The 25,162-nt window shown below is 64.7% G+C and carries 21 protein-coding genes and 2 pseudogenes; 14 read left to right on the top strand and 9 right to left on the bottom strand.

What is annotated here, in order from left to right:
• Positions 1-13: 13 nt before the first annotated feature.
• Positions 14-502 carry a DUF3237 domain-containing protein gene (locus BMY29_RS00510; protein ID WP_049990235.1) on the bottom strand — a complete coding sequence of 163 codons (489 nt, stop codon included), beginning with the start codon at positions 500-502 and terminating at the stop codon, positions 14-16.
• 196 nt (positions 503-698) lie between these two features.
• Here BMY29_RS00510 and BMY29_RS00505 point away from each other — a divergent pair, with 196 nt between their 5' ends.
• Positions 699-1,100, top strand: coding sequence for an acyl-CoA thioesterase (locus BMY29_RS00505; RefSeq protein WP_049990236.1), 402 nt, complete (start codon positions 699-701; stop codon positions 1,098-1,100).
• A gap of 9 nt (positions 1,101-1,109) precedes the next feature.
• Here the strand turns inward: BMY29_RS00505 and BMY29_RS00500 are convergent, their stop codons facing one another.
• The gene (locus tag BMY29_RS00500; protein WP_074854593.1) at positions 1,110-2,588 is read right to left on the bottom strand and encodes a DUF3179 domain-containing (seleno)protein; all 1,479 of its coding nucleotides are present in this window, start codon (positions 2,586-2,588) and stop codon (positions 1,110-1,112) included.
• Between the two features lie 109 nt (positions 2,589-2,697).
• Between BMY29_RS00500 and BMY29_RS00495 the strand changes: the two genes are divergently transcribed.
• From BMY29_RS00495 to BMY29_RS00485, 3 genes are all read left to right on the top strand, one after another.
• Positions 2,698-3,417 (top strand): ABC transporter ATP-binding protein, encoded by a 720-nt coding sequence (locus BMY29_RS00495; protein ID WP_049990238.1) that lies wholly within the window; start codon positions 2,698-2,700, stop codon positions 3,415-3,417.
• Positions 3,414-4,118: an ABC transporter ATP-binding protein gene (locus tag BMY29_RS00490; protein WP_074854592.1), complete on the top strand. Its 705-nt coding sequence runs from the start codon at positions 3,414-3,416 to the stop codon at positions 4,116-4,118. The genes BMY29_RS00495 and BMY29_RS00490 overlap by 4 nt, the downstream gene beginning before the upstream one ends.
• Before the next feature lie 133 nt (positions 4,119-4,251).
• Positions 4,252-5,466, top strand: coding sequence for an ABC transporter substrate-binding protein (locus tag BMY29_RS00485; RefSeq protein ID WP_049990239.1), 1,215 nt, complete (start codon positions 4,252-4,254; stop codon positions 5,464-5,466).
• 187 nt (positions 5,467-5,653) lie between these two features.
• On the opposite strand, the gene BMY29_RS00480 is transcribed toward BMY29_RS00485, so the two are convergent.
• Together BMY29_RS00480 and BMY29_RS00475 are read right to left on the bottom strand one after the other, a co-directional pair.
• Complete coding sequence (locus BMY29_RS00480; protein WP_049990240.1) at positions 5,654-6,682, bottom strand: branched-chain amino acid ABC transporter permease; 1,029 nt, start codon at positions 6,680-6,682, stop codon at positions 5,654-5,656.
• Between the two features lie 11 nt (positions 6,683-6,693).
• On the bottom strand, positions 6,694-7,560 hold the full coding sequence (locus BMY29_RS00475) for a branched-chain amino acid ABC transporter permease (RefSeq protein ID WP_241471283.1): 867 nt from the start codon (positions 7,558-7,560) through the stop codon (positions 6,694-6,696).
• 396 nt (positions 7,561-7,956) lie between these two features.
• Between BMY29_RS00475 and BMY29_RS00470 the strand changes: the two genes are divergently transcribed.
• The 4 genes from BMY29_RS00470 to BMY29_RS00455 all read left to right on the top strand — a co-directional run bounded on the left by BMY29_RS00470 (position 7,957) and on the right by BMY29_RS00455 (position 12,661).
• The gene (locus BMY29_RS00470; protein ID WP_049990242.1) at positions 7,957-8,724 is read left to right on the top strand and encodes an IclR family transcriptional regulator; all 768 of its coding nucleotides are present in this window, start codon (positions 7,957-7,959) and stop codon (positions 8,722-8,724) included.
• A 147-nt stretch (positions 8,725-8,871) separates the two neighbouring features.
• Positions 8,872-10,416, top strand: a complete 1,545-nt coding sequence (locus tag BMY29_RS00465; protein WP_049990243.1) for a class I adenylate-forming enzyme family protein — start codon at positions 8,872-8,874, stop codon at positions 10,414-10,416.
• A 150-nt stretch (positions 10,417-10,566) separates the two neighbouring features.
• Entirely contained in the window at positions 10,567-11,955 is a 1,389-nt protein-coding gene (locus BMY29_RS00460; RefSeq protein WP_049990244.1) for an acetate--CoA ligase family protein, read from the top strand.
• Positions 11,948-12,661 carry an acetate--CoA ligase family protein gene (locus BMY29_RS00455; RefSeq protein ID WP_049990245.1) on the top strand — a complete coding sequence of 238 codons (714 nt, stop codon included), beginning with the start codon at positions 11,948-11,950 and terminating at the stop codon, positions 12,659-12,661. Before BMY29_RS00460 ends, BMY29_RS00455 begins: the two co-directional genes overlap by 8 nt.
• Positions 12,662-12,854: 193 nt before the next feature.
• Here the strand turns inward: BMY29_RS00455 and BMY29_RS00450 are convergent, their stop codons facing one another.
• A complete protein-coding gene (locus BMY29_RS00450) occupies positions 12,855-13,736 on the bottom strand; it encodes a fumarylacetoacetate hydrolase family protein (RefSeq protein WP_049990246.1) in 882 nt (293 codons plus the stop codon).
• 185 nt (positions 13,737-13,921) lie between these two features.
• Between BMY29_RS00450 and BMY29_RS00445 the strand changes: the two genes are divergently transcribed.
• The 3 genes from BMY29_RS00445 to BMY29_RS00435 all read left to right on the top strand — a co-directional run bounded on the left by BMY29_RS00445 (position 13,922) and on the right by BMY29_RS00435 (position 15,746).
• Complete coding sequence (locus BMY29_RS00445) at positions 13,922-15,001, top strand: cupin domain-containing protein (protein WP_049990247.1); 1,080 nt, start codon at positions 13,922-13,924, stop codon at positions 14,999-15,001.
• A gap of 89 nt (positions 15,002-15,090) precedes the next feature.
• The gene (locus tag BMY29_RS00440) at positions 15,091-15,276 is read left to right on the top strand and encodes a hypothetical protein (RefSeq protein ID WP_049990248.1); all 186 of its coding nucleotides are present in this window, start codon (positions 15,091-15,093) and stop codon (positions 15,274-15,276) included.
• 146 nt (positions 15,277-15,422) lie between these two features.
• Positions 15,423-15,746 carry a hypothetical protein gene (locus BMY29_RS00435; RefSeq protein ID WP_049990249.1) on the top strand — a complete coding sequence of 108 codons (324 nt, stop codon included), beginning with the start codon at positions 15,423-15,425 and terminating at the stop codon, positions 15,744-15,746.
• A 153-nt stretch (positions 15,747-15,899) separates the two neighbouring features.
• On the opposite strand, the gene BMY29_RS00430 is transcribed toward BMY29_RS00435, so the two are convergent.
• Entirely contained in the window at positions 15,900-17,129 is a 1,230-nt protein-coding gene (locus BMY29_RS00430; protein ID WP_074854591.1) for an FAD-dependent monooxygenase, read from the bottom strand.
• Between the two features lie 590 nt (positions 17,130-17,719).
• On the opposite strand from BMY29_RS00430, the gene BMY29_RS00425 reads away from it, so the two are divergent.
• A complete protein-coding gene (locus tag BMY29_RS00425) occupies positions 17,720-19,180 on the top strand; it encodes a YjiH family protein (RefSeq protein ID WP_049990251.1) in 1,461 nt (486 codons plus the stop codon).
• A gap of 147 nt (positions 19,181-19,327) precedes the next feature.
• Here the strand turns inward: BMY29_RS00425 and BMY29_RS00420 are convergent, their stop codons facing one another.
• On the bottom strand, positions 19,328-19,723 hold the full coding sequence (locus BMY29_RS00420; RefSeq protein ID WP_049990252.1) for a universal stress protein: 396 nt from the start codon (positions 19,721-19,723) through the stop codon (positions 19,328-19,330).
• Positions 19,724-19,847: 124 nt separating this feature from the next.
• Between BMY29_RS00420 and BMY29_RS21770 the strand changes: the two genes are divergently transcribed.
• Together BMY29_RS21770 and BMY29_RS00415 are read left to right on the top strand one after the other, a co-directional pair.
• Complete coding sequence (locus BMY29_RS21770; protein WP_449289540.1) at positions 19,848-19,985, top strand: PaaD-like zinc ribbon domain-containing protein; 138 nt, start codon at positions 19,848-19,850, stop codon at positions 19,983-19,985.
• Entirely contained in the window at positions 19,982-23,071 is a 3,090-nt protein-coding gene (locus BMY29_RS00415; RefSeq protein ID WP_049990253.1) for an FAD-binding and (Fe-S)-binding domain-containing protein, read from the top strand. Before BMY29_RS21770 ends, BMY29_RS00415 begins: the two co-directional genes overlap by 4 nt.
• 308 nt (positions 23,072-23,379) lie before the next feature.
• On the opposite strand, the pseudogene BMY29_RS00410 reads toward BMY29_RS00415, so the two are convergent.
• Positions 23,380-24,012: pseudogene (locus BMY29_RS00410) on the bottom strand (IS6 family transposase).
• Between the two features lie 237 nt (positions 24,013-24,249).
• Positions 24,250-24,928, bottom strand: a pseudogene (locus BMY29_RS00405) (IS6 family transposase).
• Positions 24,929-25,162: the final 234 nt, after the last annotated feature.

The raw sequence follows: 25,162 nt of genomic DNA, 5'->3' as shown, positions 1-25,162 counted from the left end.
CGATCCGATCCCGTCAGCCGACGCGGTACACCGCCAGTTTCACGCCGTTCGGTTGCCGAATTCCCGCTGCGACGAATATGCTCCGCGTGAGCCACTCGAGGTCGGGGTCGGCGGTCTCGAACGCCGGGACCGAGTGGAAGTAGACGTCGTCGGGATCGACCGGCTTCCCGTCGCGGAGCCGCCGCTTCGTCTCCGGGGAGGCGTCGCGGATCCCGCGGTTCTCCACGTAGACGCGCGAGCCGCCGTCGGTCTCGAACGCGTACTTGGCCACCAATTCGGTCGCTCGCTCTTCGCGGAACACCTGGTAGTCCGCGCCCGCGGCCAGGATCGTCCCCCCGCAGCGGCCCGACACCGTCCCGCCGCTGATCGGGATGATGCGACGCCGGCCATTGCCGGTGTCGCCGATCTCGATCGGCTCCTCGACTTCGACGTCGAGTTCGAGGACGTGCTCTAGCGCCGGCGCGGGTACATTAGTGCCGTGATTATCGCTATCGGGGCCCACAGCAAACGGTTCAGGTTTTTCGGTTAAATAACTGCTGTCGCTCGCTCGGCGCGACCCGCTGCGCTCGGCGCGCCCCTCTCGGCCAGCGAAATCGCCGACTCCGCAGGACTATCGATCGCCGCAGCGTGTCGTCGGGTGGAGGCGGGAGAGAGGAGTATGTTTATGAAACTCGACGCGTTCGGTCACCGTATATCCCATGAGTTTCACACGAACGTGGACGGTTCGATTCTCGGACACTGATCCGTTCGGGATCGCACACTACCCGCGGCTGATCGACGCGATCCACGAGACGTCGGACATGTTCATGGAGTCGATCGGCTGGCCGTTCTGGGAACTGACCGAGGACCACGGGATCGGTCTCCCGCTCGTCTCGATGGACTTCGACTTCGAGGGCCAGGTCAACGCCGGCGACGAGGTCGAGATCGAACTGACGCCGGAGGTCGGCGACTCGAGCGTTCGCCTGGACTACCGGGCGACCCACGACGGGGCGGTCGTCTTCAGCGGGACGGAACACCGCGTCTGCGTCCCGGTCGACGGCGACGGCGGCGTTCCGGTTCCCGACGACCTCCGCGCGGCCTTCGAAGCGGCCGCCGACTGACGGCCGCGTCTACGTCCCGGTCGGGCCGACCTCGACGGTCTCGTACTGCGACCGGAAGGCGAAGAAGAGCCCGTGACGTCCGGGCATCCTCGGTCGTTCGCGGCCGTCGGGCTCGCCGCTTTCGCCGCGTTCCTCGCGCTCGCCGGCGAGCGCCTGGCGACCGGGCCGCCAGCGGGTCCCCTCGGCGTCGACGAGCGCGTCGTCGTCCCGTTCGACTGGCGTCGGCGGGGCCTCGTAGACGGCCACGTCCCCCGTCTCGTCCCGGAGCACGACGACCGACCGGCCGTCGATCTCGTCGGTCCAGACGCCGTCGTCGGGCACGTCGTCGACGGGATAGACGCGGACGGTCGTCCCGTCGTCGGTCGTTACGCCGTAGACGTCGGTCTTCTCCGGCAACGCGCCGTCGGCGGTTTCGACGCCCGGCTGGACGGCGTCCTCGTCGTTCCAGTAGTGGCGGAAGAAGCCGATATCGTCCTCGTAGAACCGGTAGTCGAAGTCATAACCGGTGTCGATGTCCAGCGCGAGGCTCTCGGGGTGGGCCTCGCGCCACTCGGCCCAAGACGTCTGCGTGACGGGGCGGACGTCGAGGGACGCGTCGCCGCCGCCGTCGAGGTACTCGCCCGCGATCGGGACGCCGCGGTGTTGACTCCAGAGGCTCTCGGTCTCCTCGTCGAACATGACCTTGTTGCCGTCCAGGAGCATCCCGGTACTGGAGAACGTCAAGGACCGATCGCCGACGCGCCGGTCGTAGCAGATGGGCGCGTTACAGAGCGTACAGTAGGTGAGCGTCAGCGGCGTCCCGTCGACGGTCACGTTCGCCAACTCGTGAGGGAAGAGCACCCACCGCGGGACGGCGTAGGCGGTGTCGCCGACGGTGAACCCGAAGACGGCGTCCTTGGGGTCGAGATAGCGGTCGTACTCGCCGGCTTCGCTCTCCGCGTCCGTCGCGACGGCGTCGCCCGGGACGAAGTCCGGTTCGTTACACGCCGCGAGGAACGACGGGTCGCAGTTCCCCCAGCGGATATCCCGCAGATCGAACGCACGCGGTTCGGCGTCGAGCAGGCGTCCCACGGGCGGTAGATACGACCGGTAGAGCTGCAGTTTCCACTCGTCGAATCCCTCGAGGGGTTCGATCCCCTGCTGGGAGTACCAGGTCTCCCACTCGACCCAGGCGTAGTCGGAGTCGTAGTCCGGTTCAGCGATCGTCTGCAAGGCGTCTCGGACACCCGGCCAGCGAGCCTCCGGGAGCTCGAGGTACCGCGGCGGGCTGCGGTCGCGGAGCACCTCGGGAAATCCGAACTGCTCCCAGTCGCCGCCGATCTCGTGGATCACGAGCGTCTCGATCAGGTGCGGGACGACGCGGCGATCGCCCACGTCCGCGAGCTCGTCGAGGGCCGCCGCGTGGACGGCCGGATCGCGGACGAGGAGGTCGTCGACGAGGGCCGCGAGACGATCGTCGGTCTGCTCGGGGGATGAGCGCGAAGACATGACTGTCAATGTCACGGTCTGGCATAAGTACGCTATGGCTCCCCGCTCGTCCCGAATCATGCGCCTGTCTCCCACATCATTTATATCGGACGCGACGAAATCGCATACCATGCTACGGGCGACGGGTGTTACGAAATCGTTCGGCGGTCTAGTCGCCGTCGACGACGTCACCTTCGAGATCGGTGACGAGGAGATCGTGGGAGTGATCGGGCCGAACGGGGCCGGAAAGACGACGCTGTTCAACGCGATCACGGGCGTCCATCCGCCGACGTCGGGGACGATCGTCCTGGACGACACGGAGCTGACCGGCAAGAAACCCCACGAGATCGCCACGGCCGGCGTCGCGCGGACGTTCCAGACGGCGCGGACGTTCAACGAGTCGACCGTCCTCGATAACGTCACCATCGGCGCCGTCTTCGGTAACGGAGATTCGAAAGACCAGGCGGAATCGCGGGCCTACGAGTGCCTCGAGTTCGTCGGCCTCGACGACCAGGTGACCGAGTCCGTCGGGAGCCTCAACATCGCAGACCGGAAGCTGTTGGAACTCGCGCGGGCGCTCGCGACCGGTCCGAAATTCGTCCTCGTCGACGAGATCGGCAGCGGACTCACGCCGGCCGAACTGGACGCGCTGACGGAGACGCTCACGCGGATTCGCGCCGACCTCGGAATCTCCGTCTTCTGGATCGAACACATCGTCGACGCGATCATGGGTGCGACCGATCGGATCATCGTGCTCAATCAGGGGCAGAAGATCGCCGACGGCACGCCCGCGGAGGTCCAGGCCGATCCGGAGGTCGCCGAGGCCTACCTCGGCGGGGTGGAAGTGTGACGCTGATCGACGTCGACGGGATCGACGTCGCCTACGGGGACCTCCAGGTCCTCTGGGACGTGTCGATGACCGTCGACGAGTCGGATTCGGTCGTCACGCTGGTCGGACCCAACGGGGCAGGGAAGACGACGCTGCTCCGGACGCTGTCGGGCCTCCTCGAGCCGTCGGCGGGGTCCATCGAGATCCTCGGCGAGGACATCTCTCGGCATCCCGCCGAGGAGATCATCGATCTCGGCTTCGTCCACGTGCCGGAGGAGCGAAACCTCTTCGACGAGATGACGGTCTACGAAAACCTCCGGATGGGATCGTTCACGCACCGCGACCAATTCGACGAGACCCGCGAGGAGATCTTCGAGATGTTTCCCGTCCTCGAGGAACGTCGAGAACAGAAGGCCGGAACGCTCAGCGGCGGCGAACAGCAGATGCTCGCGATCGGTCGCGGACTGATGGCCCAGCCGGACGTCCTGGCGCTCGACGAGCCCTCCGGCGCGCTCGCCCCGCAGTTGGCCGAGCGGGTCTTTCAGAAGATCGAGGAGATCAGCACCGACATCACCGTCCTCCTCGTCGAGCAACACGTCGACCGGGCGCTGGAACTTGCCGACCGCGCGTACCTCCTGGAGAACGGCCGCATCGCCACCGAGGGGACCGGCGACGAATTGCTCGAGAGCGATCACGTCGTGGACGCGTACCTGCGCGGCTGAACCGGTCCGCGAGCGGATCGTCGCTTCGCCGCCTCCTCTCTCCCTCGTCGTTCGCTCTGCCGAACCGGGTCTCGAAGGTCGCGGCCACGAAAAGATTGAAGTCATCAAGGTGTGATTTGGTACCGTGGTTCAAATGCCAGCGAAGGGAGTAGACCGAATACGGCGGCGAACGTTTCTCAAGTCGACCGGCGCCGGCGTCGGCGTCGGCTTGACTGCCGGGTGCATGGGTGGCGGCGGCGACGAGGACACGATCACGATCGCCGGACTACAGCCCTATTCCGGGCCGTTCGCCCTCTACGGGGATGCACACACGGCAGGGGTTGAGTTCGCGATGCAGGAGATCAACGACGACGGCGGCCTGCTCGACAAGGAACTCGAACACGTTGCCGAGGACACCGGCTCCGAGCCCAGCGAGGCGGCGACGATTCTCAATCGCCTGGTCGAACGCGAGGGCGCCGTCGCTGCCCTCGGGCCGGTCTCGAGCGACGTGGGCGTGCTGACCTCGGAAAACGCCGAGGAGTTGGAGGTACCGCTGTACCTACACACCGCGGGCGACATCGAGATTCTCTCCCGGGACTCGCGATACACGTTCCGGACGGCGCTTCCGCCCGCACCGGCGTTCATTCAGGCCGTCGCCGACATCATCGAGGGGAACGGTTACGAGACGGTCGGCGCCATCAACGCGGACTACGCGTGGGGGGAAGCAGCGGAAGCGGCCATCGAGCGGACGTTCCCTGACGGTATCGACCTCACGATGCGCAGGGCACCCGCCGGCGAGAGCAATTTCTCGCCGTACCTCCGTGATATGCCGGGCGATCTCGAGGTGCTGGTCGGATCGGGTCATCCGCCCGGGCTGAACGATATGTTCAGTCAGATGCTGGAGGTCGGACTCGAGCCCGACCTGATGACCGGTGCCGTCGATCCGCCCGAGACGAACTACAATGGGATCGGCGACGACGTCGCCAACGGGTTCACGTTCGGTCACCTCCCGGACGTCTACTCCGACGAGTACCGGGAGATCGCCGATCGGTTCTACGAGGAGACGGGTGGCTACTTCGGGCCGACGCAGGCGGCCGGCTACGTCACCGTCCACCTGATCGCGGAAGCGATCCGACAGGAGGAGTCGGACGATGCGGCGGATATCGCGGCGGGAACCCGACAGCTCGAGTACGACACGATCTACGCCGAACCGATCCAATACACGGAGTGGGGAGAACTGCAGGACTACTCCCTGATCTGGAGCGGTTTCGAACTCGAAGCGCCCGAGTACTATCCGGACGGCGACTTCGATCTCCACGAGGCCTACCGAACGGACACGCTGTCGGCCATCGATCCCGAGGAGTGGTGACCGACGGACCCCCCCATCGCTTTCTGACGCTCGGCTCCGTTTTCCGGTGTCCCTTACGAACGCACCACCAGCGACGCCCCCGTTCTCCTCGAGAATCGCTAGTCGGAATCGAACGGCGTTCGGCGGCCCCCGGCCGAGTGAGCACGGACGGTCACCGTCTACAACGCGGCGGAAGGCGTATCCCGCCTCAACTCTCCCGGAAATCGGTGACTCGATCGCGGACGGCGAACCGCTCGTTCAGCACGCGGTCCGCGAACGGGACGACGCCCTGCCGGAAGTAGAGGAACAGGCAGATCAGGAGCCCACCGAAGATCACCGTGCGCCACTGGCCGGCAGCCGCCAACCCCTCGTTGATGTAGATGATGATCGCGGCCCCGACGAGCGGCCCCAGCAGCGTCCGCATCCCGCCGACAATGAGGATGATCAGTACGAGGACGTCGATCACCTGAAACTCGAACAGGCCGGGGATGACGAACCCCTCTAGCTGCGCGTACAGCGGCCCGACGAGGCCGATGATGAAAGCGCTGACGAACCCAGCGACGGACTTGTACCGGACCACGTCGACGCCGATCGATTCGGCGGCGACCTCGTCCTGTCGGATGGCGTCGAACGCCAGGCCGTACTTCGAACCCCGCATCCATTCGTAGAACGCGAACGTCGCGGCCAGCACCCCGAGCACGAGGTAGTAGAGGACGACGTGCTCGTGGAGCCCGACGCTCTCCTGAATCGACTCGAGTTCGAGTCCGGAGAAGATGAAGCCGGTACTGCCGCCGGTGATGTCGCGGGCCCCGACGAAGAACTCGATGACCGCGAACTGCAGGGCCAGGGTGAGAATGGCGATCAGGATGACGGTAAACCGGAGCCTGGCCGCGACGTAACAGACCAGGGCGCCGATCGCGCCGGTGAGGAGCGCTCCGAGGAACAGCGTGACCCACGGCGAGATGCCGAACGCGTCAGCCGAGAGGGCAGTCGTGTACGCCCCGATCCCGGTCAGTGCCCCGACGAACAGGAACAACTGGTCGGTGTGTCCGAAGACGATGTTGAGGGCCATCGCGAGCGTCGCGAAGATCAACGCGAGGATGATCAGGCGGGACACGTAGGTCGCGCCTTCGCGGAAGACGGCCGGCGGAATCAGCGCGAGCAGTCCCACGATGACCGGTAGTTTCAGTCGCTCTCGATTCGCCCCAGTGACGCGCGTGAGTGATGATTGGCTCATTGTCTTGTCCGTTATGCGACCTGCTCGGGCTGGAGCAGGAGTGCGACGACTGCGGCCGCGAACAGTGCGATTTCGGCGACGTACGCGCCGACGTACGCGCTCGTAAACGTGACGACGAGCCCGAGGACTAACCCCGCGGCGACCGCCCCGACGATGCTCGTCACGCCCCCGACGATGGAGACGATCAGTGCCAGGATCGTCAGTTCGAATCCCTCCGCCGCGCCGACCTCTTGCGTGAAACTGTAGAGGATGCCCGCGATCGCCGCGATCGCGGCGCTCAGCGCGAACACGAAGGTCCGCATCTTCCGCGGGCTAATCCCGCAGAGTACCGCGCCGGTCTCGTCTTGCATCACCGTCCTCGTCGCCCCGCCGAGGTACGTTCGACTGAAGAAGTAATACAGCACCGCAAAGATCGCCAGCGTGATCGCGATGATCGCGAGCGACGAGCCGCGGACGTGCGCGCCGAGGATCGTCGTCGACGGGACGCCGACCGACAGCGAATACGACGACGGATAGTAGATGACGAGCAACCCGTCGAGAAGCGTGGCCAGGCCGAGCGTGACGAAGATTCCAAGCAGGATGCGCTCTTCCCCCTCGGACCGGTACACGAACGAGAGCAGCGACTTGTCGATCGCCAACCCGATACCCGTGACGATGAGCACGGAGAGGAGGATCGAGAGGGGGAGGCTGGACGTGATGCCGAGGAGTTCGATCGCGACGATGACGGCGATAGCCGAGAACACTCCGATCGCCAGGTTGAGAACGCCCCCGAGCCCGAAGACGATCGTGATCCCCAACCCGAGCAGAGCCAGGACGAGACCCTGCGTGATCCCGTCGATGGTAAACTCCACTACCTGTGTTACCGATTCTGACACCATTACACAAATGGTATCACACCTCCCTGTATTATAAATTATGGTCACCCCGCTCGACGCGTGCCGTCGATCCACCGCCGTTCGTCGCCGTACTCGCACTGTAGTGTTAATAATTACATTCCGTTCGATATCAGGAAACAGCGTGATAGCGTCCCACTCTCCCGTTCGGCCATTTCTTTACAGCCATAACCTTGTCACCAGACTCCATAACAATTGTATATGGTAAAGCGGCTCAGCGGCCGATGCTGGAGGTTTACATCCATATGGTTGTAATTAATCGCCTTGCTTCCGACCCAATTTTTTCGTTTCTTGTGAACGAACGATCGGCGTTTGTTTCTCGGGGGAACCTGCTAGATGCCTTGGAAATCACTTATATGGGGACCGAATTATAGACGCACTATGGAAAATCGGGCAAGCGATGGACGTTCTATCAAATCGGACGAGACGCTATTCGCTATCATCGAATGCCTCAAGCGAACCGACGGTGCGGGCGTGACCGAACTCGCCGATCGGCTCGATCTCGCCAAAAGCACGGTCCACAAACACCTGGTGGCGCTCGAACGAAACAGGTACGCCGTCAAGGACGAGGGCGAGTACCGGCTCGGTCTCCAGTTTTTCAACGCCGGGATCCACGTCCGGAACGGGTACGAGGTCTATCACGCCGCCAAGGAACGGATCGATCGGTTAGCGACCGAGACGAACGAGGCGGCCTGGCTCATCGTCCACGAGAACGGGATGGGGATGTTCGTCTACGGCGTCCCGTCCAACGAATCGTTCACGTTCGACACGACGATCGGGACGTGGGTCTACCTGCACGCGAACTCGGCCGGGAAGGCGATCCTGTCGCACCTCTCCGAGAGCGAGGTAGAAGCCGTCATCGACCGCCACGGGCTCCCGGCCCAGACCGAGAACACGATCACCGACCGCGACGCGCTGTTCGACGAGCTCGAGGCGACCAGGGACCGCGGGTACGCGGTGAACTTTCAGGAGGACCTGCGCGGCCTCCACGCGATCGCAGCGCCGATCATCACCGACGGCCGCCCGGTCGCTGCCGTGACGATCGCCGGCGCCGCGAACCGCGTCACGGAAGACCGGATCGAGGCCGATCTGTCCGAGCGACTGCTCGAAGCGGTCGACGACATCGAGCTCCGCCTGGTGTACGGCTAAGGACCCGTTCGGCAGTCAGATCGGGTGTCCCGACCGAGCCGCGAAAAAGAGCGGGGCGGTGACGACGTCCGTCGGCGAATTCCCGCACCATAATCATTAATATGTTCGGTAACGCCTCTCACATGTAGGCGGATGACGGACGTACCCATGAAACTCATTGACGCGTTCGAAAGAACGGTCCGGTGCCACTCGTCGACGACGGCGATCGTCACCGACGACGGGCGGTCGCTGACCTACGGGGAACTGGACGATCGGACGACCCGGTTGGCCAACGCGCTGACCGAGCGCGCGCCGGGCCGGCGCCTGGCGACGCTCGCGGTCAACGGGGTGGCCCCGATCGAAGCGATGATCGCGAGCCAGAAGCGGGGGGTGGGGAACGTCCAGCTCCCGTTTCGCGATAGTCCGGGTGCGCTCGCGTCGATGCTCGAGCCGACGGAGGCGGAGATCCTCCTCTTCGACGATGCGAACGCGGAGAAGGCGCTGTCGGTGCTCGACCGGACGGATATCGAGACGGCGATCCACGCGGGCGAGAAGTCGATCGATCGCGAGGGCGTCGTCTCCTACGACGTCCTGCTGTCGGACGCGTCGACCGAGCCGGTCGAGCCGCATCCGGAGTACGAACACGGGGTCTTCTACACGAGCGGAACGACGAGCACGCCGAAGGGCGTGCTGTTCGATCAGGAACAGCTGTGGTACGGCAGCGCGCAGGTGGTCATGGAGATGGGGATCGAGGAGACCGACGTGGCGCTGGTGACGACGCCGTGGTATCACATGGTCACCTGCGACGCCTGGATCCTCCCGCACATTCAGGCCGGGGCGACGATGGTCGTCCAGTCCGATTTCGACCCGGACGAGTCGCTGCGGCTCATCGAGGAACACGACGTGACGGGGATGCTCGCGGTCCCGACGCAGCTACACGCGTTAGCCGATACGCAGGCGGCCGAGGGGTACGACATCGATACCCTCTCGTACATCCGTACGGGCGGGTCGATCGTCACGGAGGGACTTGTCGAAAAGGCCGCCGACCACTTGACCGAAGGCGTGTACAACACCTACGGCCTGACGGAAGGCGGGCCGAACGTGTCGTTCGCGCATCCGTCGGCTCAGGACGATCACCCGGGAACGATCGGAAAGGAATCGTTCACGTGCGAGGTGCGGGTCGTCGAGGCCGCCGAACCCGACGAGGATCCCGATCCGACGGCGACCGTCGAGCCGGGCGAAACCGGCGAGCTCCTCGTGCGAAATCCGGGGATGTGCGACGGCTACATGGACCGGCCCGAGGAGACCGAGCGACTCCTGGTCGACGGCTGGCTCCGGACGGGCGACTGCGCCCAGGTCGACGAGGACGGCTACCTGTACATCGTGGGTCGAGTCGACAACATGATCGTTAGCGGCGGCGAGAACGTTTACCCCGAGGAGGTCGAGGAAGTGGTCGAGACCCACGAATCGGTCGAGGAGGCCGTCGTCGTCGGCGTCGAGGACGAACAGTGGGGACACCGCGTCGCCTGCGTGATCGCCTGCGAATCGGACGATCTCGACGTCGACGGCCTCGACCGGTTCTGCAAGGACCACGAGGAACTCGCGAACTTCAAGCGCCCGCGCGAGTACGAAGTGACGACCGAACCGCTCCCACGGACTGATACCGGAACGATCCGGCGCGAGAGCGTCTCCGCCGAGTTCTTCGACGAGTGAGACGCCGTCCGTTCGGCGTCGGAACCGGGATACGGTTCAGGTCGCTCCGTCCGTCTGCACCGCGCTACCGGTCGAGAAGCGGCGCGTCACCCGTTCGTGCGACTATCTCCCGGGGAAAACGTTATCACGCCGTTGCACAACACCGTTGCTATGGCCGTAACGAAACTATTCGACCCCAGCGGGATCGCCGTCGTCGGCGCGTCCGACACGCCGGGGAAGATGGGGTACGAGGCGATGCGAAACGCGATCGAATTCGACGGGCCGGTCTATCCGGTCAACCCGTCCGCATCGGGGACGGTGTTCGACCGGGAGTTCGTCGCTTCGGTGACCGACATCGACGGCGACGTTGATCTCGCGCTGCTGTGCGTGCCGGCGCCGGTCGTCCCGGACGTCATCGAGGAGTGTGGCGACGCGGGGATCGAGGGCGCCGTCATCTTCGCCGGCGGCTTCGCCGAAGCGGGCGAGGACGGACGGGCGTTACAGGAGCGCCTGGTCGAGGCCGCGAGCGAGGGCGGCGTCGCCCTCCTCGGGCCGAATACGAGCGGCTTCCTAGTACCCGCCGACGACCTGTACGCGACGTTCGCGACGGACGTCGAGACGATTCCCGCGGGGAGCCTGGCGATCGTCGCCCAGAGCGGCGGGCTCGCCTACGCCCTCGCGTTTCAGGCCGAAAACCGGGGGATCGGCGTCTCCGCGATGGTGGGGCTCGGCAATCGAGCGAACGTCGGCTTTCGGGAGGCCATCGAGTACTTCGACGAGGACGAGCGGACCGACGCGATCCTGTTGCACGTCGAGGGATCGGACGACGCCCGCGGGCTGTTAAAGACATGCAAAGCGGCGGAGACGCCGATTCTCGCCTACAACGTCGGCGAGCAGGACGTCGGCGACTTCGCCAAGTCCCACACGGGCGCGCTGACCGGCGAGTACGAATTGTACGAGGCCGGCTTCGCCCAGTACGGCGTGCCGACGGTCCGCTCGACCGCCGAACTGCTCGACGCGGGGACCGCGCTGGCGACCTGCCCGCGCCCGAACGGACCGAACGTCGGCGTCGTGACCGCACAGGCCGGGCCGGGCATCGCCATCACGGACCGCCTGAAGGCCGCCGGGGCGACGCTGCCGTCGCTGTCCGAGGAGACCCAGGCCGTCATCGAGGAGATCCTCCCGGGGATCACCTTCTCGGCGAACCCGGTCGACACCGGCCGGCCGATGCCCGAGTTCGGCGACGTCGTCGCCGCCGTCGCGCGCGACGAGAACGTCGATATCGTTCTCGTCTACGAGCTGTACGAGGGCGGGATCGGCTACCCGACCGACGCGCTCGAGGGACTCGTCGCGGACGTCGACAAACCGATCGTCTTCGCCACCGGCGGTCCCGACGCGGCATTGGCCGAGGAACTCCCGAAACTCGAGTCGCTCGGGATCCCGACCTACCGGACGCCCGAACGCGGGGCCGACGCCGTCGCCGCGCTCGTGCAGTACGCGCGACGGAACCAGGCGCCCGACGCGGCGAGGACCGGCGAGGAGGTGAGCGCGGATGACTGATCCGCTCGAAACCGCGCTGGCGGACGGCCGAGCCGCGCTAACTGAGCCCGAAGCGAAACGGATGATCGCCGAGGCGGGACTTCCGACTCCGGCGGGCGAGACGGTCGACTCGCCCGACGCGGCGGTCGACGCGGCCGAGCGGATCGGCTACCCGGTCGTCGCGAAGGTCGCCGCGCCGTCGGTCCAGCACAAGAGTGAGTGGGCCGGCGGCGCCGGCGTGCACGTGAACCTCGCGGACGCCGACGCGGTCCGGTCGGCCGCGACGGAAATTTTCGACGCGGCCGACGACCGAGAGCTCGATGCAGCGGTGCTCGTCGAATCGGGAGTCGACGTCGACGCCGGTCTGGAGGTTATCGTCGGCGGCACGCGGGATCCCTCGTTCGGACCCACCGTCCTCGTCGGTCTCGGCGGGATCGCCGTCGAGGTGCTGCAGGATACGAGCCACCGGATCGCTCCCATTTCGACCGCCGAGGCGCTCGAAATGACCCGCGAACTGGAGGCGTCGCCGCTGTTCGACGGCTACCGCGGCAGCCCCGCGGTCGACCGGACGGCGGTTGCCGAGACGATCGTCGCCGTCGGCGACCTACTGGCCGAGCGCGAGGCGATCCGCGAGATCGAGATCAACCCCCTGCTCGCGCTGTCGGAGCGGGCGGTGGCGCTCGACGCGCTCATCACGCTCGACGGGGTGGACGAGGAGTACGAGTAGCTGTCGCTGGGACGGTTCGCGAGTGCGCCCGCTGACCGACGGGGCCGAGTACAACGGTAGACAGCGAGACGGAATCGTCGCCCGCCTGGTCGCTCGTCGACGACGGGTGGCCGAACGCGAAGCGTGACGCGTGAACCGGTGGTCGGATCCGAACCGGCAGTCCCGTCCGTCTGGAGGATACGGGCTTCGGCGTCTACTCGTCCAGTTGGCTCTTCTCGACGTCGACGTCCTCGAACGCGAGGTCGCGCTCGGTCACGTCGACGGTCATCGAGCCGACGTTCTCGATCTCGGCCTCGATGGTGTCGCCGCCGGTGATCGCGCTGACGCCCTCCGGCGTCCCGGTGGTGACGACGTCGCCGGCTTCGATCGTCGCACCGATCGAGGCGTACTCGACGATATCGGCGCAGCTGTAGATCATCTCGCCCGTGTTCTCCTGCTGGCGGGTCTCGCCGTTGAGCTGGAGTTCCATCTCCAGGTCGTGGGGGTCGCCGACCTCGTCGGGGGTCGCGACGCAGGGGCCGACGATCGTGAAGGTGTCGTAGGACTTGCGGTTCGAGCGGTCCTGATCGCCCCGGACCGAGACGTCGAGCAGGATCGTGTAGCCGAGGACGGCGTCCCAGACGTCGTCGCTGTCGATGTCTTTGACGTCCTCGCCCATAATGAACGCGAGTTCGATCTCGTGGTCGACGCGGCGGTCGGTAAACGGCAACTCGATCCCGTCCTCGGGGCCGGCGACGCTCGAGGGGGCCTTGAGGAAGTAGCCCTTGTCCTCGATGGTGAACCACTCCTGGGTGACGATGTCCTTGTCTGCCAGGGCCTCCTCGACGTGGTTCTCGTAGTTCAGCGGCGCCGCGATGACCTTCCCGGGGCGGCGAACGGGCGATTCGATGCGGACCTCCTCGCGGTCGTAGTCGGCCTCGGCGTCCGCGTATTCGCTCGCGTCGAGATCGCGGTTCGCGTACTCCCGGAGCGGATCGGTCGTCTCGAGCCCAAGGCGATCGGTGACGTCGACGATGCCGTCGCCGTCGTCAGTCAGCAGGCCGAGTCTCTCGTCATTGAATCGGACGAATCGCATGGTAGACACACTGCGACACGCCCACATAAATCATCCTTTCTCGCTCACTAACCATTCCGAACGATCATTACGTTCTCGGACGGACGCGAGGGGGCGACCGGTCGTCTGCGGCCGTCTCTGATCGCCTCCCGAGCGACGAACGGGCCTCCAACACACTTATGGTATCGTTCACCAAACATACGAATATGGCAGAACAAGAGCCAGAGGAACTCCTAGAGCTGAGTTCCGACACGCGGAGCATCCTCGAGACGAATGACCTCCGCCCGCTCTGGGAAGTGGAAGATGACATGGGAAATCTCCTCGACGACCTCGAAGCGGACATCTGGAAGTGGGAGGACATTCAGGCCGCCATCGACGGGATCGAGGAGGACGTCCCGATCGCCGATCTGCCGCCGGGCTTCCAGCGCCGCGTTGCGGTCCCGATCAACGCCGCACACGCGATCTCGAACACGATCTACGTCGGCGTCCAGACGGTCTCGCCAGGGGAGACCGCGCCCGCCCATCGCCACGCCTCCAGCGCCCTTCGGTTCACCATCGACGGCACCGAGGACATGAAGACGGTCGTCGCCGGCGAGGAGTTCCCGATGCGCGACAACGACCTCATCACGACGCCCCAGTGGGAGTGGCACGACCACGTCAACGACTCCGACGAGACGGCCGCCTGGCTCGACATCCTCGATCTGCCGCTGTTCCTCGACACGCTGAACAACACGCACGTCTTCGAGAACCACGAACTCGAGCGCCAGCCGGTCACGAAGACCCAGGGATACTGGGACTCCCAGTACGGGCGCGGCCGCCCCGCGAACGAGGAAAAAGACGGCTCCATCCCCGGTCCGTTCGAGGGCAACAAGGAGCCGACGCCGCCGTACCGCTTCGGCTGGGACGAGATGCTGGAGGCGCTCCGCCAGCGCGCCGACAACGACGACCCCGACCCCTACGACGGCTACAGCCTCGAATACGTCAATCCGGCTACCGGGGAGCCGCCGGTGGTCCCGACCATGTCCTTCCGGGCGCAACTGCTGAACGACGGCCCGACGGAGACGCACTTCCACAACTCGACGGAGGTCTACTTCGTCATCGAGGGCGAGGGCGCGACCCACGTCGGCGACGAGGCGCTGGCGTGGGGCGAGCGGGACATCTTCGTCGTGCCGCCGGACGAACCCCACCACCACGACCCCGACGGCGAGGCGATCCTCCTCGGCATCACCGACCGCCCGATCTTGGAGTCGATGAACTTCTACGCCGAGGCCGCGATCGACGAGTGAGTTCGTCGGCGATGTCGACGCCGTCGGACCGCCGAGGACGTGTCGAACGGGGGAATACTCTTATAGATTGTCGCCCATAGAATTCCCGTATGGCCGAGTTCGACAACCCGTACGTCGATCAGGACCCGTTCGTCCGAGCACACTTCGATTGTCTGGACTGCGGCGGGAAGCTCTGGGAGTACGCGATCCAGGGACAGATGGTCTGCGAGGAGTGTCGCGGCGTCTTCCCGTCGGAACAGGTATTCGACGCCAGCGTCGAACGGACCGCTGACTGAGGCATCGATCGGTCGTGTGGCGGACGGTCGAGGACGCCGTTTCGATCGGCAAAGCCGCTGGACTCACAAGACCCGCTCCGCCCGCGTCAGTTCGTCGCCGTCGCCGGATGGGATGGATTTACATGGATTCGTTACCGAATGCGAGTATGGCGTTCGAAACGGATCTCGAGACGGCTGCAGCGCACCGTGACGACCTTCCCGATCCGGACGAGGTGTACGACTTCGACGCGGAGATCGACGTCACCGATCTGTTCGACGCGGCGTTCGTCCGCGAACACACCGCGTTCGAGTCGTTCGACGAACTGGTCGCGGCGAGTCCGAGCGACGCCGGTTCCGCCGACGAACTCGAGACGGTTCCCCACGGCGAGTGGGACGAGTTCGTCGCCGACGCGACCGCCTTCGACGACGAGCAGGCGTTCGTGCTGGCCGCTCGCGACCACTGGGTGGCCAAGCGACTGGACCTGGCCTGAAAACTGCGCTCGGGACGCTCGATTCGTCGGTCCTTTTCGGTTGCTTCCAGTCGAAGCCCCAGTCACGCTTCCCGACAGCCCCGTCGGTAACCGTCGATCGCGTGCGAAAGAAGAGCGGGCTGCGTCGTTCGGCGGTGTGACTCGGCCAGGCGGTCAGTAGTTACCCGTCGAGACGATCGGCGGGGAGCCGTGGGGGCCGTACGGCGCGTCGTCGAGCCACTCGCCCGCGACCTCGAAGTGGTCCGCCAGCGAGGCGGCGGCCTCCTTGCGCAGGACCGTCACCGGATCGTCGCCCCGGAGATGGCGGAGCGCCTGGCCGGCCGCGTCGAGGTTGAACTCCGCGGCCCGTTCGCGGCGCGCCGCGTAGAGTTCGACTTCGTCGCGGACGACGGCGTCGGTCGTGGCGTCGATCGCGGCCGCGATGGCCGAGGCGGCCTCGTCGGCGTCGGCGACCCCGGAGTTCATCCCGCGGGCCCCGAACGGCGCCAGCAGGTGCGCCGCCTCGCCGGCCAACAGCACGCGGCGGTGCTCGTCGATGAAGGTGTCGGCCATGACCTGGAGGAACTGGTAGGTCGAGGTCCACTCGAGGTTGTCCGCGTAGCGCTCGCCCATGATGTCGCGGACGAACTCGCGCATCCGCTCGTCGCTGCTGAGTTCGTCGGGGTCGTCGTCGAGGAAACACTGAATGTCGAGCCGCCAGCCGCCGGTAAACGGGACGAGCAACACGTTCCGTCCGCCGGCCGCCGGCGCGTCGTAGTGGAACACCCGCTCGAGCTCCCGCGGGTCGTCCTCGACCTCTTCGACGTCGGCGATGATGTAGGAATTTTCGGACTGATCGCCTTCGAAGTTCGCACCGATCTCCTTGCGGACGGTCGAGCCCCCGCCGTCGGCCCCGATCAGGAACTCACCGTCCCACTCGCGACCGTCGGCTGTCTCCACGCGGACGCCGTCGGTATCGGATTCGACGGTCTCCACTTCGGCCTCCCAGTGGATGTCGATCCCGGCCTCGGCTAACGCGTCGTGCATGTACGCCTCGGTCACGACCTGCGGGACGCTAGTAAAGTGGGGGATGTCACCGGTGCCGCCTGGCGAGTCGTAGGTTCGGCTGAACACTTCCGTCCCGCGGAAGAGGGTCCGTCGGGTCGGCCAGACGAGCCCTTCGTCGACCAGATCGGTGCCCAGTCCCGGGTGGATTCGTTCGAGCGTCCGGAGCGTCGAGCCGTGGACGTAGATAGCGCGGCTCCCGGATCGATCTCGGTCTTCCGGGTCGGCCTCGAGGATCGTCGCGTCGATCCCTCGCGCGTTCAGCGCGAGCGCTGCGGACATTCCGACCGGTCCGGCACCAGCTATCAGTACGGGAGACTCCGTCGTATCACCGCTCATGATACGTGTAGTTGCAGTAATCCGTGATAATTGTTGTGGTCATTTCGGTCTCGTCGTTTACCGTGGTCGATTGCTGTTTGAGCACGTACAGTAGAGCGCGCGAGCGAACGAACGCAATTTTAGCCTGGGTCAGCCGCCGATCGGAGAACGAGGGTATCGGTGGGTACCGGGTGCGTCCCCTTCACAACGCATTACAAATGTACGTGCGTAAAATCTGGTCGTATGTTCAACGTGATCTTCTATCAGGGATCGATTGATCGTATATCGGACCCATATTACAAAATAATAAGAAAACTCTATAGGCAGACCAATATCATCTATTTCGAATTAGGGTCGTAGGCTGTAATCCGAATGCTCGAACGCTGGTTTCCGAGAACGAGACAATGCGAGCGGTATCGACGCTTCGGAGCGAACGCTTGAACGCGGTCATTGGCGTTCAGTCGCTGCAGCACGGGCCGTCGGCGACGCGTCGGCTTGAACCGGCTTGTGAGACTACAATTTCTGATTCAGCCGCCGCTCTAGTGTTTACTGGTAAACAATAGCCCTGTATGACCGGTATTTTTATTGTTAATGGAAAATGAGGTCGGACCATGTTCGGGAGAACCGCGTGGGAGAATGACGATCACATGTCAGGGGAAAGCACTGAGCCGGAAGCCAAAACGATCGACGACGTTACGTTGATCGATAAACGGCCGAGGCCGTTGCTAAAATTCATCCTCGCGTTCGGCATCGGTTCGTTCTTCTTCCTGTTTCCGATCGAGTGGAACGGACAGACGACGATCCCCCTCGACGTCGTCGTCAGCCAGATACAGGAATCGTTCCCGACGTTCGTCGAACTGTTCACGTTCGCGTTGATCGTCGCTGGCGGCGTGCTGACGACGCTCTCGATGCTCCATTACCGGGAGATCGTGACCTTCGATCGGGCAACGGTCGAGCGATTGGAGTTGGACTACTGGCAGACCTCAAGCATCTTCTGGGCATTCCGCGTAGTCGGAATCCTCCTCGCGATTCCGATCCTCCTCGGAACCGGCCCGGCGTGGTTGTTCAACGACGGCACGTCCGGGATCGTCTGGGGCGCGCTCCTGCTGACGATCGCGCTCGTGATCCCGATCGGCGCCGTGTTCGTCAACTTACTCGCCGAACTTGGCGGACTCCAGTTCGTCGGCACGCTCTCGCAGCCGGTGATGCGGCCGCTGTTTAACCTGCCCGGCCGCGCGGCCCTCGACAGCGCGGCGTCGTGGCTCGGCTCGTTCAGCATCGGCTACTACCTCACGCGGAACGTCTTCGACCGCGGCGGCTACAACAAGCGGGACGTCTTCGTCATCTGCACCTGCTTCGCGACCGGGAATCTGGGGACGGTCGGCGCGATCGCGGCCGTGCTCGACATCCTGCACGTCTTTCCGATCGTCGTCTTCCTGTACCTGCTCAGCGTCCTCGTCACCGCGGTCATCCTCGTTCGCATGCCGCCGCTGTCGACCGTGCCCGACGAGTACGTCGCCGAGCCCGATCCGGAACCCGAGTTCAGCGGGTCGGTCGGCGACTACATCCGGTTCGCGTTCAACGAGGCCGTCAGGACGGCCGAGAAAGGCGAGTCGATCCCGCGGTCCGCGGTCATCGGCCTCATCGACGGGATGAAGCTGACCGCGATGATGGTCGGGACGATCCTCACGATCGCGATGAGCGCCATGCTCCTCAACGAGTACACATCGCTCTTCGCGGTGCTCTCGACGCCGCTCGTGCCCGTGCTGTCGGCGTTCGGCATCCCCGACCCGCAGACGGCCGCGACGGGGTTGATCCTCGGGGGCGCGGAGATGTTCATCGGCGCGACGTTCGCCGTCGGCTCCGATCTGCTCACGAAGGTGTTCGTCGTGATCGTGGTGAGCTCCCAGGCGATCTTCTTCGCCGCGTCGGCCCCGATGATGGTGGACATGTTCGACGATATCCCGATCCGGTTCCGGGACCTCTTCGTGCTGTTCGTGCTGCGGACCGTCCTCCTCATCCCGATCACCGCGGGCCTGATCCACGCCGCGCGGATCGCCGGGCTTCTGTGAGGAACTGACCGGTCTTCGTCGCGGTTCGATCTCTTCCCCGTCGGAACTCGGTAGCCGACCGAGACGGTTTCCAGTCGAGGAGAACGAGAACCGCGCTTTCGAAGCCGTTAACGAGGGATCGAGACCGCAAAGACGCGCTGGCGCTACTTACTCGTTCGCGGTGGCGAACAACACCGGCCGCTCCGAGCGGAGGGTAACTCGCTGTGCGACGCTGCCGAACAGCGCCTTCCCGGTCGGCGACCGCTTCCGACCGGCGATGCTGATCGCGTCGGCGTCGACGTCGTCGGCCGTCTCGATGATGTTCCGAACGGCGTCACCGCTCGACTGCACGACCTCGACCTCGAACCCGTCCGCCTCGAGCGCGTCCGTGGCGTGTTGGACGGACTTGAGGTTCGCGGCGGCCACCCCGCCGTCGTCGGCGCGAAAGACGTGATAGACGAGGATCCGCGTTCGATCCCGGTCGAACGGCAGATTCGTGATCGATTCGACCTGGTCCGATACCTGGTCTACGTTCGTGTCGGCGCACAGGAGTATCGTTTTCATAGGTTGTCGACGTATCGACGGCGCGGTTCGACGTCAGGGCGACCGTTCGTGCGGACCGGTCGCCCACCCGTTGACATCGAACGCTGCTCGTATCGGCGAAAGGTAGCACCTCCCAGGCATATAGCTGTTTACATCACGCACCGTCCGATCCGCGAATTGGCCGCGACCGCACCGGCGGATCGGACCGGGACCGGCGCGTTGTCGAACGCTTTATCGTTGTGAAACGTGTGACGAACCATTCGAAGTGTTCAGTAGAGGATGACTGCGAGCTCTAACACCGTATTCGACGCAGGGGACGACAGCGGAGCCGACGTCGCCGACGAGCGGGCGCCGTACGACTTCGTCTCGGACGACGTCACACAGCCTGCGCTCGTGGACGACCTCCGCGGGCGGATCGACGGCGACGTGCGGTTCGACACCTACACGCGCCAGCTGTACGCGACCGACGCCAGCGCCTACGAGGTGACGCCGATCGGCGTCGTCTTCCCGACGTCGACCGCCGACGTCGCCGCGACCGTCACCTATTGCACACAGCGAGAGATTCCCGTCCTCCCGCGGGGCGGCGGCACCAGCCTGGCCGGCCAGGCGGTCAACGAGGCCGTCGTGCTCGACTTCACCCGTCACATGGACGGGATCGTGTCGATCGACGCCGACGCCCGCCAGGCGCGCGTCCAGGCCGGCGCGGTCCTCGGGGACCTCAACGAGGCGCTCGCGCCGTACGATCTGAAGTTCGCGCCCGACCCGGCCGCCGGGAACCGCAGCGCGATCGGCGGCGCGATCGGCAACAACTCGACGGGCGCCCACTCGCTGGTCTACGGCAAGACCGACGCCTACGTCGAGGAGTGCGAAGTCGTGCTGGCCGACGGGACGGTCGCCACGCTCGGCGAGACGCCCGTCGACGAGCTCCGCGAACAAGCGGACCCCGACGGCTCGATCCTCGAGCGGGTGTACGCGGAAGTCGTCCGGATCATCGACGAGGAGGCCGACGAGGTCCGAGACCGCTTTCCCGATCTCAAGCGCAACGTCTCGGGGTACAATCTGGACGTGCTCGTCGAGGAGGCCGAGTCCGGGACAGTCAACCTCGCGCGCCTGCTCGCGGGCAGCGAGGGGACCCTCGCCGTCGTCACCGAGGCCGAGGTGTCGCTCGAACCCGTCCCGGAGACGAAGGCCGTCTCTTTGCTGTTCTACGAGAGCGTCCTCGACGCCGTCACCGACGTCCAGCACGTCCTCGAGCACGACCCCGCGGCGGTCGAACTCATCGACGACGTCCTCCTCGGCTTAGCCCGCGAGACGACCGAGTTCGAGGCGGCAGCGTCGCTGGTCCCCGACGAGGCGCAGGCGGGGCTGCTCGTCGAGTTCTATGCCGAGGACGACGACCACGGCCGCGAGCAGACCGCCGGGCTCCTCGCGGACCGGGTGCCGGGGACCGACACCGAGGCCGAACCGCCCGCCGAGCGGCCGACCGTCGACGAGACCATCGCGTTCGCCGGACTCGAAGCTCACGAGGCGGACGAACGCAACACGTTCTGGACCCTCCGGAAGGCCGGCCTCCCGATCCTGCTCTCGCGGACCTCCGACGAGAAGCACATCAGCTTCATCGAGGACTGTGCGATCCCGCCCGAACACCTCCCCGAGTTCGTCGAACGCTTCCAAGCGCTGCTCACCGAGACGGATCGCGACGCCGACGCCGCGTTCTACGCCCACGCCGGGCCAGGCGTCCTCCACGTCCGCCCGCTCGTCGACACGAAGGCCGCCGACGACCGCGAAGACATGGTCGCCATCGCCGACGAGGTGACCGACATGGTCGTCGAGTTCGGCGGCTCGGTCTCCGGCGAGCACGGTGACGGCCACGCGCGTACCCAGTGGAACCGCAAGCTCTACGGTGACGACCTCTGGCAGGCGTTCCGCGACCTGAAGACCGCCTTCGACCCCGACTGGCTGCTCAACCCGGGCAACGTCTGCGGCGACCACGACATGACCGAGCACCTCCGGTACGACGACGACTACGAGTACGACGCCGGGCTCGAGCCGTCGCTGAACTGGGACAACGAGAACGGCATGCAGGGCATGGTCGAGCTCTGTCACGGCTGCGGCGGCTGTCGGGGCTCCCAGGAGACCACCGGCGGCGTCATGTGCCCGACCTACCGGGCCGCCGACGAGGAGATCACCGCCACTCGCGGCCGGGCCAACCTCCTCCGCCAGGCGATGAGCGGCGACCTGCCGGACGACCCGACCGACGACGAGTTCGCCGAGGAGGTGCTCGACCTCTGTATCGGCTGTAAGGGCTGCAAGCGGGACTGCCCGAGCGGTGTCGACGTCGCGAAGCTCAAGACCGAGGTCATGCACGAACGCCACCAGAAACACGGCGCGAGCCTCCGGGACAAACTGTTCGCGAATTTCGATACGCTCGCCGCTCTCGGAAGCGCGCTGGCGCCCGTCTCGAACCTCGTGGACTCGCTGCCGGGTTCGGGGACCATCGCCGAGAAGACGGTCGGCATCGCGAGCGAACGGTCGCTGCCGGCGTTCCGGCGCGAGACGCTGCAGGACTGGTTCGAGGCCCGCGGCGGCGCGCGCGTCTCCCAAGCCAAGGCCGAGCGGACGGCCGTCCTCTTCGCGGACACCGACACGAACTACAGCCATCCGGAGGTCGGCAAGGCCGCGGTGCGCGTCTTGGAGGCCGCCGGCGTCCACGTCGACGTGGCCGACCGGACCGACAGCGGCCGGCCGGCCCTCTCGAAGGGGTTCGTCGACAAGGCGCGCGACGCCGTGGAGACGAACGTCTCCCAACTCGAGCCCCGTATCCGCGACGGCTGGGACATCGTCCTCGCGGAGCCGTCCGACGCCGTCATGTTCCAGTCCGACGCCCTCGATCTGTGTTCGGGCCAGGCGGTCGAGACGCTCGCGGCGAACGCCTACGGCGTCTGCGAGTACCTCGACGCGTTCCGACTCGACGAGAACGTCGAGTGGGCGTCGCCCCCCGAGTCGTTGGCCTATCACGGTCACTGTCACCAGAAGGCCGAAAAGAAGGACCACCACACCGTCGGCGTCCTCCGGCGGGCGGGCTACGAGGTCGAGCCGCTCGACTCGGGCTGTTGTGGCATGGCCGGTACCTTCGGCTACGAGGCGGAGCACTACTCGCTGAGCCGGTCGATCGGCGACATCCTCTTCGAGCAGATCGAGGACAGCGGCGCCGACGTCGTCACCGCGCCGGGAACCTCCTGTCGGACCCAGCTCGGCGACGGTCGGATCGAGCCCGTCCCCGCCGCCAGCTCGCTCGCCGGCACGTCGCTCGACCGCGAGAAGCCGCCGACGCCGGTCGAACTGCTGGCGTACGCGCTCCCGCGGTAGACGGCGGACTGTCCCGCAACCCGCGGTCTCGAAGTCGTTCGTCGAGAGCGAACGATGGATCGTGTCCGAATATCGATCTATAGTGTATGAGGCAGTGTCTAGTGTTGCTTCAGCCGTGAAATGATCGACCGAGCGTGGCTACGTTGTCGTTGTTCTGCATACCGGTTGAGGCTTGAAGTGACACTAGTTAGGCCAGTTTGAGAAGTGAGCAGGTCGTAGAGTTTGGCTGGACTAATGCTCACAGACCTGCTCAGTGAGAGCTACGCGACAGAATTTGATGAATGTTGGGAGCGTGAGCGGGGTCGTGTTTAGTTTGTAGCATTGTGACAGACGTCGAAGGCTTGGAGCCACGATTCGGCTGTTGACGTTTCGCGTGGCTAAAACAGTTTGAGAACGAAGAGGTATGGCGTTTTATCTCTCGGAAGACACGTTCGGAACTGTTCCGATTTCCATGTTTTTCGTATCGAAATCGGAGCCCTGATCGACGGAGTGCAGTCTGGAGATGTTTTGCGCCATCGACGAGAAACACGGTATCGTCGAGATCATGTTTCTCAGTGAGTTCCTGCAGGAATCGCTCTGTCAACGCGGTTGTAGTCGTCGAATATAGCCGTATATGGAGGATGTTGTTCGTTTGTGGATCAACAGCAGTGTACAGCCAATAGCGGTGTTCGTCAAGCTGAATCACTGTCTCGTCGAGCGCGGCGTGATTCGGATTCTCGTCAACTACCGGCTGTAGATCGCACTTGTGAACCCAATCGTGGACTGCCTTGCGACTGCGTTCGACACCGAAATTCTATTACTCTTGAACAGTATTCGAAAGAGTCAGAAGCAAGATAGAGTCGAATACCGAGCTCCATCAGCTGACGCGGTGTCCGCTCTCGCTCCACAAAACTCAACTCGATCCAGTCGCTATACCCACTGAGGCAGTCGATTTTTGGCATAGGCACCACAAAATCGTCCCGCCTCACTTTTCACGCTTAACGAAACAGCACCGTGAGCGGCGGCGCTGTTCAGATTAGAGTTTGAAGGAATGAGGCGGAGGGATTTTAGGAGCCCATATCAAAATCCACCGGGCTCAACGGTTCTAGCACAGAGATTCAGTCAGATTTTGTGGAACGAGAGGCGGACACCGCGGGAGTTGATGCGATCGAGTATTCAGCTCCATCTGACGGCACTGTCTAGTTCAGCACCTCCTCGACTGGCGTTCTTTCGTCGAGCGATTGATGCGGTCTCTGGTGGTTGTAGTAGTGTACGAATTGCTCAATCCACCGGCGTGCGCTCGCCCGACTGCCCACCCACGAGTTGTGGAAGCGGTCGACTCGCATTTTGAGAGTCTGAAACCACTTTTCGATGAGGTTTCGGTCAGTATATTCGACCTGACCGCCCAATCCTAAGCGAGCGAGGGCAGTCCGATACCCGAACTGATCGACGAGAAACGCTGTCTTGGAGAGATCGTGCTTCTCGGTCAATTTGCGGAGAAACGCAGCTGCTGGATCGGTGCCGCGCCGATCAAATAACGCGACATCGAGAATCAACTGTGTCTCGATGTCTATTGCAGCGTATAGCCAAGACCACTCGCCGTTGATTTTGACAGCGTCTCGTCAACCGCGACCCGCGTCGGCTTCGCCGACGGCGGGTCCGGAACGCTGTCAGCCAGTCGATGTACCTAGTTCCAGATCGCTCCATGAGATCGTTCAACACCTAATTCCGAGAGAATTGCTGTTATCTCCCGGAGAGAACAACCGGTTGCATGGAGGCGGACGGCGAACGCCCTGACGGACGTCGCCGTCCGCTCACGCTCCAAAGATTCATCAAATTCCGCCGCGTAGCACTCTTGAACAGATCTGCGAGTGACATATCCAAATTAGCCCTACGACCTGCTCACTTCTCAAACGGTCCTCACTAGACTCTGCCTAGTTCCTCGTATTATCCGATATATACCACTATCTGAGGTATAATAGTACGGGCGGCCGCGTATCGGAATCGAGATCGCCACGGTGAAGGGGACGAGACCGGAGCCGCCGCTCCACCGCGGATCCGGCCGGATCGGACGTCTGCGTCGACGTTCTCTGCGTCGACGTTCTCCGCGTC

The sequence above is a fragment of the Natrinema salifodinae genome (assembly GCF_900110455.1).
Classification (GTDB): domain Archaea; phylum Halobacteriota; class Halobacteria; order Halobacteriales; family Natrialbaceae; genus Natrinema; species Natrinema salifodinae.
Note: the sequence above shows the minus strand (reverse complement) of the source record. Positions and strands in the feature narration are given on the sequence as shown.